This window comes from Prochlorococcus marinus str. AS9601 (genome assembly GCF_000015645.1).
Taxonomy (GTDB): Bacteria; Cyanobacteriota; Cyanobacteriia; order PCC-6307; family Cyanobiaceae; genus Prochlorococcus_A; species Prochlorococcus_A marinus_O.
The window spans coordinates 1652271-1669886 of the sequence record NC_008816.1; the positions used below are offsets into that span (position 1 = coordinate 1652271).

The 17616-nt window shown below is 31.4% G+C and carries 14 protein-coding genes; 9 read left to right on the forward strand and 5 right to left on the reverse strand.

The annotated features are described in order from the left end of the window. The first annotated feature begins 26 nt into the window (after nucleotides 1–26). Nucleotides 27–1109: an NAD(P)/FAD-dependent oxidoreductase gene (locus tag A9601_RS18150; RefSeq protein WP_011819313.1), complete on the forward strand. Its 1083-nt coding sequence runs from the start codon at nucleotides 27–29 to the stop codon at nucleotides 1107–1109. Here the strand turns inward: A9601_RS18150 and dnaK are convergent. Continuing rightward, nucleotides 1106–3013, reverse strand: a complete 1908-nt coding sequence (gene dnaK / locus A9601_RS18155) for a molecular chaperone DnaK (protein WP_011819314.1) — start codon at nucleotides 3011–3013, stop codon at nucleotides 1106–1108. The two genes, A9601_RS18150 and dnaK, sit on opposite strands and share 4 nt — an antisense overlap. A 117-nt stretch (nucleotides 3014–3130) precedes the next feature. Between dnaK and A9601_RS18160 the strand changes: the two genes are divergently transcribed. Both A9601_RS18160 and rpsF read left to right on the forward strand, forming a co-directional pair. Next, a complete protein-coding gene (locus A9601_RS18160) occupies nucleotides 3131–3991 on the forward strand; it encodes a shikimate dehydrogenase (protein ID WP_011819315.1) in 861 nt (286 codons plus the stop codon). Between the two features lie 104 nt (nucleotides 3992–4095). After that, on the forward strand, nucleotides 4096–4557 hold the full coding sequence (gene rpsF / locus A9601_RS18165) for a 30S ribosomal protein S6 (RefSeq protein WP_041484644.1): 462 nt from the start codon (nucleotides 4096–4098) through the stop codon (nucleotides 4555–4557). Nucleotides 4558–4560: 3 nt separating this feature from the next. Here rpsF and A9601_RS18170 read toward each other — a convergent pair whose 3' ends face one another. Further along, nucleotides 4561–5775 (reverse strand): argininosuccinate synthase, encoded by a 1215-nt coding sequence (locus A9601_RS18170; protein ID WP_011819317.1) that lies wholly within the window; start codon nucleotides 5773–5775, stop codon nucleotides 4561–4563. Nucleotides 5776–6060: 285 nt separating this feature from the next. On the opposite strand from A9601_RS18170, the gene A9601_RS18175 reads away from it, so the two are divergent. Genes A9601_RS18175 through A9601_RS18185 form a run of 3 tightly spaced genes read left to right on the forward strand, consistent with a single transcriptional unit; the run spans nucleotide 6061 to nucleotide 7658 of the window. Then, nucleotides 6061–6342 (forward strand): DUF3134 family protein, encoded by a 282-nt coding sequence (locus A9601_RS18175; protein ID WP_011819318.1) that lies wholly within the window; start codon nucleotides 6061–6063, stop codon nucleotides 6340–6342. Then, nucleotides 6326–7402 carry a phospho-N-acetylmuramoyl-pentapeptide-transferase gene (mraY, locus tag A9601_RS18180; protein WP_041484579.1) on the forward strand — a complete coding sequence of 359 codons (1077 nt, stop codon included), beginning with the start codon at nucleotides 6326–6328 and terminating at the stop codon, nucleotides 7400–7402. Before A9601_RS18175 ends, mraY begins: the two co-directional genes overlap by 17 nt. Nucleotides 7403–7412: 10 nt before the next feature. Beyond that, nucleotides 7413–7658 carry a hypothetical protein gene (locus A9601_RS18185; protein WP_041484580.1) on the forward strand — a complete coding sequence of 82 codons (246 nt, stop codon included), beginning with the start codon at nucleotides 7413–7415 and terminating at the stop codon, nucleotides 7656–7658. Here the strand turns inward: A9601_RS18185 and A9601_RS18190 are convergent. From A9601_RS18190 to A9601_RS18200, 3 genes are all read right to left on the reverse strand, one after another. Beyond that, a complete protein-coding gene (locus A9601_RS18190; RefSeq protein ID WP_011819320.1) occupies nucleotides 7592–9001 on the reverse strand; it encodes a glycosyltransferase in 1410 nt (469 codons plus the stop codon). The genes A9601_RS18185 and A9601_RS18190 overlap by 67 nt on opposite strands. A gap of 201 nt (nucleotides 9002–9202) precedes the next feature. Continuing rightward, on the reverse strand, nucleotides 9203–12106 hold the full coding sequence (uvrA, locus tag A9601_RS18195; protein WP_011819321.1) for an excinuclease ABC subunit UvrA: 2904 nt from the start codon (nucleotides 12104–12106) through the stop codon (nucleotides 9203–9205). 54 nt (nucleotides 12107–12160) lie between these two features. Further along, on the reverse strand, nucleotides 12161–13840 hold the full coding sequence (locus tag A9601_RS18200; protein WP_011819322.1) for an AAA family ATPase: 1680 nt from the start codon (nucleotides 13838–13840) through the stop codon (nucleotides 12161–12163). Between the two features lie 68 nt (nucleotides 13841–13908). Here A9601_RS18200 and A9601_RS18205 point away from each other — a divergent pair, with 68 nt between their 5' ends. The 3 genes from A9601_RS18205 to thrC are packed head-to-tail and all read left to right on the forward strand — an operon-like array spanning nucleotide 13909 to nucleotide 17448. Beyond that, entirely contained in the window at nucleotides 13909–15765 is a 1857-nt protein-coding gene (locus tag A9601_RS18205; RefSeq protein WP_011819323.1) for an ABC1 kinase family protein, read from the forward strand. After that, entirely contained in the window at nucleotides 15766–16338 is a 573-nt protein-coding gene (locus A9601_RS18210) for an alpha/beta hydrolase (RefSeq protein WP_011819324.1), read from the forward strand. 6 nt (nucleotides 16339–16344) lie between these two features. Further along, nucleotides 16345–17448 (forward strand): threonine synthase, encoded by a 1104-nt coding sequence (thrC, locus tag A9601_RS18215; protein ID WP_011819325.1) that lies wholly within the window; start codon nucleotides 16345–16347, stop codon nucleotides 17446–17448. The last annotated feature ends 168 nt before the right edge of the window (nucleotides 17449–17616 follow it).

The window sequence follows — 17616 nt, forward strand, 5'->3', positions numbered from 1 at the left end:
AAATAAGCAATATATCTAATATATCAATGAAAAGCTTAAAAGAAAATTTTCAAAAAGCACGCATACTTGTAATTGGATCAGGGATTATAGGAAAATTTAACGCTTTAGAATTATCAGAATTAGGTTTCCAAGTAACAATAATTGATCAAACTCAACTCCAAAATAGTAGCAATGCAGCTTTAGGCTTACTAATGGGTAATATGTATCAAAAAAGAAAAGGTAGAAGTTGGGCTCTCAGGAAACAAAGCATTGAATTATGGCCAAAATGGATTACATTTCTACAAAAATTTAATTATGAATTAGATATCGAAAAGCCATTAATACAACTAACTACTAATGAAGAAAAGTTTAAAAAATTAGAGACATTTATTTATGAAAATAATGATCTAAACTTACGAACTTTAGAAAGTAACTCAATAATAATACAGAATTTAAATAAAGCCTTCCAAACAAAAAATATAAAAGGAATGATTTCCTTCAAAGATGGAAGAGTAAATGCTTTGTCATTACTTAAAACATTAGATAAATATCTAAAGCATAAAAAAGTAAATTCTTTAGAAGGAGAAATAATAAAAATCAGAAAATCAAACAATCAATGGATTTCTACAACAAGGAATAATGAAGATATAAAATCTGACATGGTTATTTTATGTAATTCACTAAAAGCGGTTGATTTAATAGATAGCGTATCCCACAAGATCAAACTAAAACCAGTTTTAGGACAAGCTATTGAAATTGATATAGATGATGCTGAAGTTGATTTATTATCGCTGCCAAAACAATTCAGTATAAATGGTAAAAATATAATTCCAAAATCAAAAAATAAACTAATTATTGGATCAACTGATGAATATAATACTAAGCCAGAAGAAAATGTATTAGAAAAACTCACAAATTTTCTCGATCAAAAACCAGATTGGCTTATGAAAGGTAAAATTGCTAAAAAATGGTATGGAATAAGGTCAAGACCAGATGGTGAGCCTTCACCAATAATGAAAAATATTAATGATGGACTAATTATATGTACTGGTTTTTATAAAAATGGGATTTTACTTGCGCCAGCTTGTTCTAAATGGGTTGCTAATGAAATTCAAAATTACCTTTCTTAATCTTTCGTTTCAGTAAAGTCTGCATCAATTACATCATCTCCACCTTTTTCATTTGAATCACTCTGATCAGAACCGCTTGCTGCACCAGGTGAAGGTGGCTGATTACCGGGTTGCTGATAAACAGATGAACCAACTGCATAAAGTTCTTGCTGGAGTTCTTCAAGAAGTTTTTTCATTGATTCATAGTCTTCTTTTGAAGTTGCCTCTTTTAAAGAATTACTTTTTTCTTCAACTTTAGACTTTGTTGCAGCATCAATTTTATCTCCCAACTCACCGAGTTGTTTTTCTGTCTGATACACGAGTGTTTCAGCTTGATTTTTTAAATCGATTTTTTCTCTTTTTTCTTTATCTGCAGATGCATTTGATTCAGCATCTTTTACCATTTTTTCAACTTCATTATCAGATAACGTTGAAGCACCAGTGATAGAAATACTTTGCTCTTTACCACTACCTTTATCCTTAGCAGTAACACTAAGAATACCATTTGCATCGATATCGAAAGTAACTTCGATTTGCGGTACTCCTCTTGGTGCTGAAGGTATACCATCTAATCTGAAAGTTCCTAAGCTTTTATTATCAGAAGCCATTTCTCTTTCACCCTGTAAAACGTGTATTTCAACATTTGTTTGACCGTCTACAGCAGTTGAATATGTTTCAGATTTCTTCGTAGGTACTGTAGTATTTCGGTTGATCATTTTTGTCATTACTCCACCTAAAGTCTCTACACCTAAAGAAAGTGGAGTAACGTCAAGCAACAATATATCTTTAACCTCTCCTGCTAAAACCCCTCCCTGAATCGCAGCTCCAACAGCTACTACCTCATCAGGATTAACAGTTTGATTTGGTTCTTTACCAATTATTTTTTTAACTAAATCTAAGACAGCAGGTATTCTAGATGAGCCTCCCACCATAACAACTTCATCAATTTCACTAGTAGAAATTTTTGCATCACTTATAGCTCTCTCAACAGGAGTCTTACACCTATCAATTAAAGAAGCTGCTAATTCCTCAAACTTTGCTCTAGTAAGGTTCAAATCCAAATGTTTTGGTCCTTCAGGCGTCGCTGTAATAAAAGGTAAATTTATTTCACTTTGCGTAGCATTTGAGAGCTCTATTTTTGCTTTTTCTGCAGCTTCAGTCAATCTTTGCAAAGCTTGCTTATCTTGTCTGAGATCTATTCCCTCATTGGATTTAAAAGTATTGGCTAAGTGATCTACGATGCATCTATCAAAATCATCACCACCTAAATGTGTGTCTCCAGATGTAGATAGAACTTCAGTTACTCCATCACCAGCTTCAATAACTGAAACGTCAAATGTACCTCCCCCTAAATCAAAAACAAGAATTTTTTCATTTTCTTTATCCAAACCATACGCTAAAGCCGCAGCAGTTGGCTCATTAACGATTCTGAGAACTTCTAATCCTGCAATCTTTCCAGCATCTTTCGTAGCCTGTCTTTGGGAATCATTAAAATAAGCTGGAACTGTAATTACTGCCTGTGTAACTTTATCACCAAGATACTTACCTGCATCATCTGCTAGCTTTCTTAAAACTTGAGAACTCACCTCTTCAGGAGAAAACTGTTTATCCAAAATAGGACATTTTAATTTGACACTAGAACCAGATTTTTCAACAGAATAACTAACTTCTTTAGATTCTTCATTAACTTCATCAACTCTTCTACCAACAAAACGTTTTGCAGAATAAAAAGTATTTTCAGGGTTCATTACAGCTTGTCTTTTTGCTATTTGTCCAACAAGCTGATCTTGATTTTTTGTATATGCAACAACTGACGGAGTAGTTCTGAAACCCTCAGCATTTGCTATTACAGTAGGCTTACCACCTTCCATTACAGCGACACAACTATTAGTTGTTCCTAAATCAATTCCTACTACCTTACCCATGGGTAAATCATTTATATTTGTTACTCTCCATAATCGGTCATTGACGTCATTATTGTTACTCAAAGACGAGGTGTGGTTCCCGAACAGACTATTAATTTTAAGGTTAAAATTCTAAATATGATTTCAAGTAAGACATCTTTCATCGCATTAATTGGCAATCCAGTAAGCCATTCTTTGTCTCCAATTATGCAAAATGCTGCCCTTCAATATTTAGGCTTAGATTTAATCTATATTGCTGTACCCTGCAAAGATGAAGATCTAGAATTAGTTCTTAATTCTTTTAAAAAGATTAATTGCAAAGGTTTAAACATTACAATTCCACACAAAGAAAAAGTATTAACCCTTTGTAGTGAAATCTCCCCTATTGCTAACAAACTTAAAGCAATTAATACCCTGAAATTAAATTCTGAAAAAAAATGGAGCGCAACTAATACCGATGTAGAGGGATTTATTTATCCATTAAAAAATTTAAACTTAGCAAAGAAAAAATCAATAGTTCTTGGCTCCGGGGGTGCAGCAAGATCTGTTATTCAAGGTTTAATAAATTTAAATCTTTCAACAATTTCAGTAATATCACGTAACAAATCATCACTGGATGAATTAATTAAAAACTTTGGTAATGAAATTCAACTACAGGGTTTATTGAATAGTGATGATCAAGCCCAAGTTTTAATTCGGGAAGCAGATTTGATTGTAAATACAACACCAGCAGGGATGAAAACAACTAAATATAAAAATAATGTAATGCCATATGGCGAAACATTTTGGAGATCTCTTAACTCGCAAACAATTGTTTACGATTTAATATACAATCCTGCTCCAACTACTTTATTGAAATTTAGTGCTAGAAAAGGATGCAAGACTATAGATGGTTTGGAAATGCTTGTTGCCCAAGGAATAAAATCATTATCATTTTGGACAGATGGTTTAGAAGTACCTTTTCATGTAATGAATGACGCACTAAAAAAATATCTTTAAAAAAATGATCCTACTTGTCAAGAAATTGCCTATCGTAATGTATGGTAAGTAATGAACAGACGCTCATTACATCAATTGATGAGCCAAAGACCTTGTCTGAAACTATGACCGACCAACAATCTTATTACGAAACCATGTATATCCTCCGCCCAGACATTGCGGAAGATGAAGTAACTAATCACATTGATAAATACAACAAGCTTTTAGAAGAATTTGGCGGTACTATTCTTGATAGTCAAATGAGAGGTAAGAGAAGATTAGCCTATCAAATAGCAAAACATAGAGAAGGTATTTACGTGCAACTAAGTCATCAAGGTGATGGGCAACATATCTTCAAAATTGAAAAAGCAATGAGACTAAGTGAAGATGTTATTAGATACATGACTGTTAAACAAGAAGGTCCTTTACCAACCCCAAGGCCTTCGAACAAGAGTACATCTCAATCAGAGAATAACGATAATCCAGATGCGAAAGTTGAATCTAAAGAAAAACAACCAGTAGCAAGTGCAGATAGTTCAACTTCGAGCAAAGATGATGCTGGCACTAAAGAAAATGCAGAATCTTAAATGTTAATCTTTTGTTTTTGAATTTAACTCAGCCCATATTTTATTAGACATACCCCACATATAAATAAAACCCTCTGCTAGAGAATGATTAAATACATCATCTTTGCTGTAAGTTGCCAAATCTTCCCTGTAAAGTGAATTATTTTCCGACATTCTCCCAATGACTATTGCGTTTCCCTTATAAAGTCTAATTTTTACTCTTCCATTTACTGAAGTTTGAGTCGATGATATAAATGCATCTAAACTTTCTTTAAGAGGACCAAACCAAAAACCTTGATAAACTAATTGACCCCATTTTTTTTCCACCATTCCTTTAAAATCGATAACATCAGGATTTAACGTAATGCTCTCTAATTCTTTGTGAGCTTTGATTAAAAGTAAGAGGCCAGGTGTTTCGTAAATCTCTCTACTTTTAATTCCTACTACTCGATCCTCAATCATATCTATTCTTCCAAAACCGTGTTTACCTGCAAGATTATTAGCTCTTTGAATGATCTCTACTGGAGTTAAAAATTGATCATTAATTCCAACTGGAAACCCATTTTTGAAAACAATTTCTATATCTTGATGAGAATCAGGTGAATTATTAACTGATGATGTCATCGAAAAAATATCCTCAGGTGCTTCTTGCATTGGGTCTTCTAATATACCTGCTTCAATACTCCTACCGAGTAAGTTAACGTCTATTGAATATGGTGATTTTTTTGATACTGGTGCAGGTATACCAAACTTTTCTCCATACAATATTGCCTCTTCTCTACTCATATTCCACTCCCTTGCAGGAGTAATTATTTTTAAATCAGGACCTAAAGCGTTAATTGCTAAATCGAACCGAACTTGATCATTCCCTTTACCAGTGCATCCATGAGCTACTGCATCGGCATTAATCTCTCTAGCAATATTTACGAGATTTTCAGCAATTAAAGGCCTAGCAAGAGCAGTAGATAAAGGATATTTATCTAAATATAATGCATTTGCTCTAATGGCTGGAAAAGCGTATCTTTCAACAAAACTATTAACTAAATTGCCAACGATTGATTTAGATGCACCAGAGTTTAAAGCTTTTTGTCTAACAAGTTCTAAATCCTCGCCTTGTCCAAGATCTGCTACAAAAGTAACTACTTCTGAAATTCCATATTCATTCTTTAAATATGGAATACAAACGCTCGTATCTACGCCACCAGAATAAGCTAGTACAACTTTTTTTAACTGCTGCATCTAAATTTGCTCCATAAATTTAAATTTTTTGACGTAATTAAGAATTTGAATACTTATTAAAGACTAATACTATTGTAACTAAAAGAGCTGGACCAAAAACTAGTAATAAGAGAAGAAAGTTATTAATTATTAAAACATTGGGATTCAAGTATCCGACAAGTTTTAATAATCCAGACAGCAACAATGAAATTAGACAGATAAAAAAGTATTTTAAATTTGCTTTATCAAACACAGTTTTTCGTGGGCATCATTATGTATTATCTTATATATAGAACATAATTTTTAATGGACTCAAATAAACTAAAACTTAGATTAGACGATATTTCTGAAGTCAACCCAGCTTTAACTTGCTACCACAGAGATGATCCAGCTCCTGTTTTGCCATTAAGAGATGAACCTGATCTGCTATCTTGGCTAGAGAATACAGGAAGACTTATAGCAGAAAAAGATGGAGATTCACAAGAGATTAGTACTATAGAAGAAGAAGAGCTTTCAGCACTTATGGGAGAAAAGGAAGATTATAAAACTGAAGAAGATCCTTCATTAGAAGATGATTGGGAAGATTAAAAAGTTTAATTTTGAATCTTTATTTATATTAAATACTTTTGCTTTAATAGTTACCTCCTATTTTTTTAATAATTTTATTTTTACAGGAGTTTACTTATTATTCTTCTTTATTTCTATTTTTACAACTAAAAATGGTCTAAAGATTATCAAAAAATTTAATTTACTTCAAAATATCAGGAATGAAGGCCCAGCTAATCACTTTAAAAAAAGTGATACTCCAACAATGGGTGGGATTTTTATGATAATCCCTTTTTTAATTTTGCTTTTGATAATAACTATCAACTTAAGTTCTCTAAAATTATTTCTATTGTTACTTACTATTTTTGGTTTCTTTATTACAGGATTTTTAGATGATTTATTAAGCATTAAAAAAAAAGAGAACACAGGTTTAAAAACAAAAGAGAAATTTTTCATACAAAGTCTCATCTCAATAATTTTTATATTGTTAGCCTATGAAAAAATTTTAATCAGTCCATTAATAACAGTTTCTGACACCTGGGGAATAAATATGAATATTTTCATATTGCCAGTTTCTTTTTTAGTACTTGTGGGCTTAAGTAATTCAGTAAATTTGACTGATGGACTGGATGGATTAGCAGCTGGATGCAGTGGGATTGTCTTTTATGGATTAGGAACAGAAATATTAATGAAAGAACAGCAAGAACTTTATGTTTATAGCATCTTATGTTTTTCGATGTCCGGCATATGCTTAGGATTTCTCAAGTATAATTATTATCCTGCAAAAATATTTATGGGTGACACAGGATCTCTAAGTATTGGAGCAATTATGGGTTCTATAGCGTTATTAACCAATAGCATTTTTACGCTATCTATTTTCTCAGGAATATTTATTGTTGAATCATTATCAGTAATAATACAAGTAGGATTTTTTAAAATTACTAAAAAATTATTTCATAAAGGTAAACGAATATTTTTAATGGCTCCACTACACCACCATTTTGAACTAAAAGGAGTTAAGGAACAAAAAATAGTTGAAAATTTTTGGAAAATCAACATTTTACTTGTAATTTTAGGTATAGTTTTAAAAATCAACCTTTGAAAAATTTGTTATGAATTTTTTTACATGGAAAGATAATGGATTAACAAGTGACTGCTCAAGTCTTGATGCAATGGCATCAAGATTTGAAGAAACTGCTAATTTAATGAAAAAACTATCTAAAAAAGGCTTCAAATTAAAGAAAACTCAAGATAACCAACTAATTCTTCACCCTGATCCTGAGGTATTTGATCAATGGGGTTTTATAAGTGAGGAAGTTCCTTTTAAACAACTTTGTTTAATGTCAGATGAAGAATAACTATTTGAACTTAAAAATTCTTCAGTTAGTACTGATAAATAATTGCGTACATGAGTGTTCCAACTAAAGTGCCTGCTAACACCCTCAATTCCGTTTCTGCTCCATAATTTCCACCGATTATTATTTGAAATTCCTTTTTCAAGAATAACTTTTAACTCATTAATATCAGTAACATCTACTAGAAGTCCATTTTCACATTTTGAACGAATTTCTTTTGGCCCTCCATCATTTGTTGATATTATTGGTAATCCACAGGAAGAAGCTTCAAGAAGAGTTAAACCAAAAGGCTCTGTTAAAGCTGGATTTACAAATACACCCCCTCTGCTAGCAGCCCACCTATATAAAGCAGGAATCTGACTTGGAAGATGTTTTTTTGGATAAGCTACCTTTCCATACAAATTATATTTATCAATTATTTCAAAAATATTATTGAAAACATCTTTTTGTTGAGGATCAAGTTTTGAAGGACTATCTCTACAACCCAAAATCAGAATTAAATTAGTTTTTCTTTTTAATTTTTCAGATCTTCCATATGCCTCAATCAAAGATGGGATATTTTTTCTTCGTACAGCTCTAGAAATAGTCAAAAATGGAGGTTTAGTAGAATCCTTTAGAAAAGGTTTCATCATATTATCAATTTCGACTGTCTCGCTTGTGGAGTGAATATGATGAAATTTTTTATGGTCAACACCAGGAGGAATAACTTTAGCTTTGTGAGGTGAAAAAGAAGAATATTGGGAATATTGATACACTGACTCTTGTTTAGTGCTTGTAACAACAATATCTGCAGACTTCAATGCTTTTTCTTCTGCCTCAATTCTTTTGCTAATAAAATAAAGTTTTTCTATTTGATTAGTTTTTAAACCAGTATCAAGCAATTTCCTTTTTTTTTCTCTTCCTAAAGAATGACCTGTAAAAATAAGAGGAACGTTTAAAGATTTACTTAGTTTAACTCCTACATATCCAGCATCTGCATAATGAGCATGGATGAAATTAGGCTTTTTGCTTTTTTTATAGTAAGAAATTAGGGTTTCAGTTAAATGATCTAAATAAGGCCAAAGCAATTCCTTTCTTAAATATTTATTGGGTCCAAATTTGAATCTTAAAATTCTAACTCCAGGTTCTACAAATTCTTCTTCTTGAGAATATTCATCATCGACTTTAGGGTCTTTTATTAAACGAGTAACTAAATCCACTTGATCCACTTCTGAAGTATTAGCCAAGCTTTTAATTAACTCTAAAACGTATTTTGTTTGCCCTCCTGTATCTGCATCCCTGCCTAATTCAAGATTTTTAGAACGTATAAGACCATGTAAATGTAAATGTAAAAATTTCAACCTCATTCAGCAAGTCCTCCGTTCAACGGCCTTTAATACAAATAAGCTGAATTTTCAAAGGAAATATTAAGAAAGCATTATGATTTGAAATTTTTTTAATATAAAAGTTTTCAAAAAACCAGTTACAGAATAGTTTTATGCCTCTTTATAAAAAGAATTTTTTTTGCTGTAATAATTTAAATAAAAAGAAATACAACAAAAATTTACTTATTTCAGAACCTTTTTAAGATATTTTGCTGTATGACTTGTAGGATTTTTAGCTACATCCTCAGGAATACCTTCTGCAATAATTTCTCCTCCTTTATCCCCTCCATCAGGTCCTAAATCGATAATCCAATCTGAACATCTAATAACATCTAAATTATGTTCAATAACAATTACTGAATTACCTTTATCTACCAAACGTTGTATCACATCCATTAATTTATGAACATCATAAAAACTTAACCCTGTCGTTGGTTCATCAATCAAATATAAAGTTTTTCCAGTAGCCCTTTTTGACAATTCCGTGGCTAACTTAACTCTTTGAGCCTCTCCTCCAGATAATGTAGGAGCTGGCTGGCCTAATTTGACATATCCTAATCCAACATCAACCAATGTAGATAATCTGTCCGCAGCTTGAGGTATTGCTGAGAAAGTTTCTGCAGCTTGTTCAACAGTCATCTCTAAAACATCAGATATATTGAAACCTTTATATTTCACCTGAAGAGTTTCCCTATTAAAACGAGCTCCTTTACATACTTCACATTGAACATAGACATCAGGTAAAAAATTCATTTCAATTACATTGACTCCCTGACCTTTACAAGCTTCGCATCTTCCACCCTTCACGTTAAAGCTGAATTGACCAGCTTGATAACCTCTTGCTTTTGCTTCTACTGTGGCAGTAAATATCTGCCGTATAGGATCAAAAGCACCGGTATATGTAGCAGGATTTGATCTTGGAGTTCTTCCTATAGGAGATTGATCAATTACGATAACTTTATCAATTGCCTTTATACCCTTTAACTCTTTTACTCCTTGCGGGAAAGGGACTTTTAATCCTAGAGAATGACATAATGCAGGATGAAGTAATTCATTTATCAAAGTGCTCTTCCCACTTCCACTCACACCAGTTACAGAAACTAATCTTCCTAAAGGAAATTCAACAGAAATATTTTTTAAATTATTTTTAATACAATTATTTAAAATTAAACTTTTTTTTACAGATGATCTACGTTCTTTTGGAGTAGGAATCGACTTCCTACCACTGAGATAAGCTCCAGTTAATGACTTTTCGGAATTTAAGACATCTTGATAAGATCCTTTAGCAATAATTTCCCCACCATAAACACCTGCCCCTGGACCAATATCTACTAAATAATCTGCGGATTTCATAGTATCTTCGTCATGTTCAACGACGACCAAAGTATTTCCCAAGTCTCTTAAGCTTTTTAATGTTTCTAATAATCTGTCATTGTCTCTCTGATGCAAGCCAATACTTGGTTCATCTAATACATATAAAACGCCAGTAAGACCTGCACCTATTTGTGTGGCCAATCTAATACGCTGAGCCTCACCACCAGACAAAGTCATAGCAGGTCTGTCTAAAGTCAAATAATCTAAACCTACATTAATTAAAAACTTCAAACGTAAACGAATCTCTTTTAATACCAATTCACCAATCTGCTTTTGTTTTTCTGATAAAGATATATTTTCTTTCTTTGTCTTACCTAAACCCATGATGCGCTCTACGTGATTTAAGGTTTCAGAAACGCTTATAGAAGTTAAATCAGTAATGTTGTATGGGCCAAGTTTAACAGCCAAAGCCTCAGGTCTTAATCTTTTTCCAGAACATGTCTTACAGGGAACTAATTCTAGATACTTTTCTAATTTTTGTTTAACTGATTCTCCATTGGCTTCATTCAATTGCCTTTCTAATATTGGTAAAATCCCCTCAAAAGGTCTTTCAAAACCACTAGAAGTTTTAAAACGACTATCAGCTTGAATTAAAATTGGTTTATCTGATCCCAAAAGCAGAACTTGTTTTTGCAAATCACTTAAATCTTTCCAAGGAGTTTTTAATTCAAAACCATAGGCTTGTCCTACGGAATAAAGTAAAGAGAAGTAATAAGTATTATCTTTTTCACTCCAAGGAGCTATTGCAGCATAAACAGGCAATGTTTTATCAGGTATAACTCTATCCGCAGTAAATTTTTTTAAATAACCAATCCCATGACAATCTGGACATGCCCCATATGGGCTATTAAAAGAAAATAATCTAGGAGAAAGTTCTTCAACAATAGAGCCATGCACAGGACATGCATAATTTTCTGAGTAAAGTTTTTCTCTCTCCAAGTTAGAAGGTAAGTTTTCTCCTTTTTTTGGAACAACTTCTACTATTGCTAGGCCATCACCTCTTTTAAGACAAGTTTGTAGAGAATCATTTAATCTTTCTTGTATTCCATCTCTTGCAATTAATCTATCAACTACTACCTCAATATTATGAATTTGATTTTTATCTAATTCAATACTATCAGCAAGTTCTCTTACCTCTCCGTTGATTCTTACCCTAGCAAATCCTTCAGCAGCTAGTCCACTTATTAATTTTGTATGTGTTCCTTTTTTTCCTCTTACAACAGGAGCCAACAATTGGTACCTTGTTCCTTCTGGCAAGAGAAGAATTTGATCAACCATTTCATCAATTGTTTGCGGCGCTATTGGAATCCCGCAGTGGTGACAATGAGGCTCACCAGCACGACCAAACAATAATCTTAAATAATCTTGTATCTCTGTTACTGTTCCAACTGTTGATCGAGGATTATGACTTGTAGATTTTTGATCAATTGAAATAGCAGGTGATAAACCTTCAATATTGTCAACATCTGGTTTATCTACTTGACCCAAAAACTGCCTTGCGTATGCCGAAAGACTTTCAACATATCTTCTTTGACCTTCAGCAAAAATAGTATCAAAGGCTAAAGAACTTTTACCACTTCCACTCACACCTGTAAAAACTATAAATTTGTTCCTAGGTAGAGAAAGATCAATATTTTTTAAATTATGCTGTCGAGCTCCTCTAATATTGATTGAGTTATCTTCTCCAAAACTACTATCAACCTTATTAACCATGTTTAAATCTAAATTTTGATTTAAAAAGGTTATTATAGTAGAATTTTTTCTATTTTACGCAGCTGAGCAATCAAGTAGTCTAGAAGCATATTCGTTTACTTCGCATGAACCTCCACCTATAAGTTCTATTAGTTCATTTTTTCTTTGATTTTTTGTAGTTAGTTTTGCAATTGAAGTATAAGTTATTCCATTAATAACGTTTTTATGAACTTTGAAATGAGCTGATCCCCTAGCAGCTAGAAATGGCTGATGTGTAATACATAAGACTTGTTGATTTTTAGAAATTTCTTTTATAAGCTCAACCAAAGAAAATAGAGATTTACCACTTAAACCACTATCAATTTCATCTAAAAAGAAAGTATTAGGTTGTTTAGAAATACTAGATTTAATAGCTAATAAAAATCTTGACATTTCTCCGCCAGAAATAACATTTGATAATGGAGCAAGCTTCTGATCAGGATTAGCCGAAAACAAAAAATTTATATCATCAATTCCATCGCCAGAAGGCTTGGATGCAGAAAATTGAATTGAAAAATTTGCATTTTCTAAACCTAGATTGCCTAAAGTTGACATTACTGAATTTTTTAACTGTTTAGCAATTTTTTTTCTTTCAGTAGATTGAATAACAAATAAAGAATTTAAATTATGTTGTAAATTCTCAATTTGAGATTTAATACTGCAAATCTCATTACCTTGATCATTTTGTTGAAAATAGGTCTTTAATTGATCGCGTTTTTCAATTAATTGAGTTAAATCCAATGAAAAAGTTCTCTCTAAGTTTTTTAAAAAAAATAATCTTCTTTGTATTTCTGGAAGATTAGATTCATAATTTTCTATTTCTTGCAAATATGACTTCAGCTCAAAAATTAAATCTTCAACATCAGTATGAATATTTAATAACTTCTCTCTGAATTTTTGAATCTTTAAATCGAAATCGGCTGTTTTATTTAAAATCTTTAGTGATTGATTTAGAAAAGAAGTTACTGAAGGTTCATCATGACTAAAATTATTTAAATTTTCTAATGATGATTTAATTGAATTATTAATTTCAAGATTATTTACAAGTTTATTTTCTAATAACTCTAGTTCTAAAATTTCTTGACTTGAATTTAAATCAGCCTCTTCTAAACTCTTCAACATGTGTTTAATTGCCAAGTTTTTTTCTTCTTGATTCCTAGAAAATTCTATTTTTTCATTCAATAGTCTTGTTAGCTTTTCACTTTCTCTCCATATACTTTTAATCCTTTCGCTAGTATCTCTAAATTCTTGAGAACATAAGTCATCAATAATTAGTCTTCTTTTATCTAAAGAATCAAAGATAAAAGTGTCAGATTGACCTGCAAAATCTATTAAAAATCTTCCAAGTTTTTCTAATGATTGTTTATTAATTGGTAAATCATTAAGGCTATATTTGGATAAGATTTTATTATTTTTTTTATAAGATTTTCTTTTAATTTGTAGTTCTGAAGAAGTTATTTCAAAACCATTACTAATTAACCAATTATTAATTTGAAAAGAAGAAGAAAATATCGCCTCAATAACGCAAAAATCTTTTCCTGGACGTATTAAATGTTTTAGAGGTATATTAGTTCCACCAAAGAGAGCATTTAGGGAATCCAAAATTAATGATTTTCCTGAACCAGAATCCCCAGTTATGATATTCAAACCTTTTTCGAAATTAATTTCTATAATTTCTATTAAGGCAATATTTTCTATTTTTAGTTGTATTAACATGATAAATCTTCCATATAAAAAAATTAACTTCTTTTTTAAAAAAATAAAGGTTTTAAATATATAAAGTTATGAAAGAAGACTTTACTGATTTTATTGAGGTATCTGGACTCTTAAATTATGATCCAGATACAATTTCTAAAATTTACAAAAAAAATCCTAAAAGACTTTTAAAAAGGCTTTGGCAAACACTCCTACCTATTTTTGCTTACATCTTTTCCGTTGGATGGGATAAATTAACTGGAAGGCTGAAAAATAAACAGCAAGCAAGATTTAGAGCAAGAGAATTAACAAATTTGTTAGTAGAACTTGGACCTGCATTTGTTAAAGCAGGCCAAGCTTTATCAACAAGACCAGATATAATCCCAGGCATTCTTCTAGAAGAATTATCTGAATTGCAAGATCAGCTCCCAGGTTTTGATAGCGATAAAGCTATGGAATTAATAGAAGAAGATTTAGGAAACAAAATAGATGAGATTTTTTTAGAAATTGATAAAGAGCCAATTTCTGCTGCTTCTTTAGGTCAAGTACATAAAGCTAAATTAAAAAACGAAGAGATCGTTGCAATAAAAGTACAAAGGCCAGGTTTAAGAGAACAAATAACCTTAGACCTTTACATTGTAAGAAATATTGCTTATTGGCTAAAAAACAATATCGGATTGATAAGAAGTGATCTAGTTGCTTTGATTGATGAATTAGGCAAGAGGGTTTTTGAAGAAATGGATTATTTAAACGAAGCTGCAAATGCAGAAAAATTTAGAGATATGCATAAACATAACAAGATGATTGCCGTACCAAAAATTTATAAAGAAATAACTTCAAGAAGAGTTTTAGCAATGGAATGGATAGACGGTACAAAATTAACAAATTTAGAGGATGTAAAAAAATTAGGAATTAATCCTGATGACATGATTGATATAGGGGTGCAATGCAGTTTAGAACAGCTTTTAGAACATGGTTTTTTTCATGCAGACCCGCATCCAGGTAATTTATTAGCCTTAGAAGATGGAAGATTATGTTATCTAGATTTTGGAATGATGAGCGAGGTTTCCAGAGAATCTAGGTCAGGATTAATTCAAGCAGTAGTTCACTTAGTAAATAAAAACTTCGATAAATTGTCTCAAGATTTCGTAAAATTAGGATTTTTATCAGAGGAAGTTAATCTAGAACCTATTGTTCCAGCATTTCAAGATGTTTTCATTAACGCCGTTGAACAAGGAGTTTCGAAAATGGATTTTAAGAGCGTTACTGACGATATGTCTGGTGTTATGTATAAATTCCCTTTCAGACTACCCCCGTATTATGCTCTTATAATTAGATCATTACTTACATTAGAGGGAATAGCTTTAAGCGTAGATCCAAACTTCAAAATATTAGGAGCAGCTTATCCATATTTTGCAAGAAGATTGATGGAAGACCCTGATCCACAATTGAGGGAAAGCCTTAAAGAAATGCTTTTTGATAATAAAAAATTTAAATGGGATCGTTTAGAAGATCTACTTTCTAACGCTGCAAAGCAAACAAATCTCGATTTAGAAAAACTTTTAGACGAAGTTATAAATCTTCTCTTTTCTCCAACTGGAGGATTTCTTAGAAATGAGATAGTTGAAGGTTTAACAAATCAGATAGATTTACTTAGTCTAAAAATATTGAAAAGTTTAAATAATTATCTTCCACAATCAATTAAATTAAATACTACTAACGAAAATAATAACTTGAGTGACCTTATAATGTATGTTGAGCCATTGAGAAACTTTTTAGAGATTTTACAAAAAGTACCGGGGTATTCAATTGACATTTTTCTAAGAAGAGTGCCAAGACTTATTAATGAGCCCTATACAAAAGAAATGGGTATAAAAATAGCAAAAAAAGTAACTGAAAAAGGAGTAGTAAGACTTGTTAAGATTGCCGCTGGTGCAAATATATAAATGAAGTTTAATAAATTTTTAAAATTAAAAATATTTTTTATTGTAGTAATTTCTCCATTATTTTTTAATATACCAAAAGCTTGTACTGCTGAAGAAATTAAAATCACTTATAGTATATTTTCGAGAACAATTAAAGTAAATTCTTTAAAAACTTTTGCTAAAGAAGGTAAATCTACAAAACAATTAAAAAGAATTTTAAAAGCAACCGGGTCTCCCGATAAAGAAATTAGAAAAGTTTTAAACAAAGAATTTGAAGTTCCTATTAGCATTGCAAGCAAACTAGTATATTCTGAAATAGGGAATGTTTTTTTAACAAGACTTTCATCTATTATCCACCCACCAAGAGCAACTGATGAAAGAACAGGCATGCTGGCCCTCAGAGCAAGCGTAATTCAAGGAATTAACATAGGAAATGGAAAAATAAATCTAGTAAATTTTTTTGAAGGATATCCAACTAAAACTGTAATTTTAGATGTCAGCGCTTTGAGCAAAGTTATGAATAAAGTAGAATCGATTTCGGAATTATTAACCTTTTTCACCAATTCCCCTCTAGAAAAAATCAAAACAAATTAAACAACCATGGTGTTATTAAATAAAATAAAAAATAAACTGCGTATTAATTACAGAAAAAAAAGATGGCCAGGTCTAATAGAAGCTTATAAACAATATCTTCCAGTTACAAAGAAAACTCCTATTATTTCCCTAAATGAAGGAAATACACCACTAATCCTAAGCGAGTCAATTAGCAACTTAATTGGAAATAGAACAAAAGTTTTTTTAAAATATGATGGCCTTAATCCAACTGGATCTTTTAAAGATCGTGGAATGACTATGGCAATTAGCAAAGCAAAAGAAGAAGGACGAGAAGCAGTAATTTGTGCAAGTACTGGAAATACATCTGCTGCTGCTGCTGCATATGCTTCGAGAGGAGGATTAAAACCTTATGTTTTAATTCCAGAAGGATTTGTTGCACAAGGAAAGCTTGCGCAAGCATTAATGTATGGTGCTGAGATAATATCTATTAACGGAAACTTTGATAAGGCTCTTGAAATTGTTAGAGATTTATCCTCAGAACATCCTATAGAACTTGTTAATTCTGTTAATCCATATCGAATACAAGGACAAAAAACAGCAGCTTTTGAAATAGTTGATGACTTAGGTTATGCTCCTGATTGGCTTTGTATTCCTATGGGTAATGCAGGAAACATAACTGCTTATTGGATGGGATTTAAAGAATATTCAAAAATAAAAAGCAATTTGAAATTACCAATAATGATGGGTTTTCAGTCCGAAGGCTCTGCTCCATTAGTAAAAAATATAATAGTTAAGGATCCAGAAACAATTGCAACTGCAATAAGAATTGGAAATCCTGTAAATAGAGAAAAAGCCAAAAAAGTAAGGAAGGAGAGTAAAGGAGACTTTCAATCAGTTACAGATGAAGAAATAATCAATGCTTATAAAATTCTTGCCAAAGAGGGAGTATTTTGTGAACCTGCCAGTGCAGCATCAGTTGCTGGACTAATTAAAAATAAAAATAGAATTCAGAAAGAATCGACTATTGTTTGTGTTCTGACTGGAAATGGATTGAAAGATCCTGATTGCGCTATTAAAAATAACGATGCTATTTTTAGGAAAAATATTGAACCTTCATTAAAAAATATAACTAAAATCTTAGGATATTAAGGTCCAAAAAAAATAGTGTCTGTGGAAATCAATTAAAAATAAATTTCATTTGTTGAAAAGTACATAACAAGAAATTCTATTTGTTGAATAAATTTAAAATTTTTGAAAAAGTAAAAAATATTCAACAAATGAAAATTTTTTTACACATATTCTTTTCTTCGTAAACTA

Coding starts and splice junctions, on each gene's coding strand:
- A9601_RS18150 (WP_011819313.1), top strand. CDS start 27: ATGAAAAGCTTAAAAGAAAATTTTCAAAAAGCACGCATACTTGTAATT.
- dnaK (WP_011819314.1), bottom strand. CDS start 3,013: ATGGGTAAGGTAGTAGGAATTGATTTAGGAACAACTAATAGTTGTGTC.
- A9601_RS18160 (WP_011819315.1), top strand. CDS start 3,131: ATGATTTCAAGTAAGACATCTTTCATCGCATTAATTGGCAATCCAGTA.
- rpsF (WP_041484644.1), top strand. CDS start 4,096: ATGACCGACCAACAATCTTATTACGAAACCATGTATATCCTCCGCCCA.
- A9601_RS18170 (WP_011819317.1), bottom strand. CDS start 5,775: ATGCAGCAGTTAAAAAAAGTTGTACTAGCTTATTCTGGTGGCGTAGAT.
- A9601_RS18175 (WP_011819318.1), top strand. CDS start 6,061: ATGGACTCAAATAAACTAAAACTTAGATTAGACGATATTTCTGAAGTC.
- mraY (WP_041484579.1), top strand. CDS start 6,326: ATGATTGGGAAGATTAAAAAGTTTAATTTTGAATCTTTATTTATATTA.
- A9601_RS18185 (WP_041484580.1), top strand. CDS start 7,413: ATGAATTTTTTTACATGGAAAGATAATGGATTAACAAGTGACTGCTCA.
- A9601_RS18190 (WP_011819320.1), bottom strand. CDS start 9,001: ATGAGGTTGAAATTTTTACATTTACATTTACATGGTCTTATACGTTCT.
- uvrA (WP_011819321.1), bottom strand. CDS start 12,106: ATGGTTAATAAGGTTGATAGTAGTTTTGGAGAAGATAACTCAATCAAT.
- A9601_RS18200 (WP_011819322.1), bottom strand. CDS start 13,840: ATGTTAATACAACTAAAAATAGAAAATATTGCCTTAATAGAAATTATA.
- A9601_RS18205 (WP_011819323.1), top strand. CDS start 13,909: ATGAAAGAAGACTTTACTGATTTTATTGAGGTATCTGGACTCTTAAAT.
- A9601_RS18210 (WP_011819324.1), top strand. CDS start 15,766: ATGAAGTTTAATAAATTTTTAAAATTAAAAATATTTTTTATTGTAGTA.
- thrC (WP_011819325.1), top strand. CDS start 16,345: ATGGTGTTATTAAATAAAATAAAAAATAAACTGCGTATTAATTACAGA.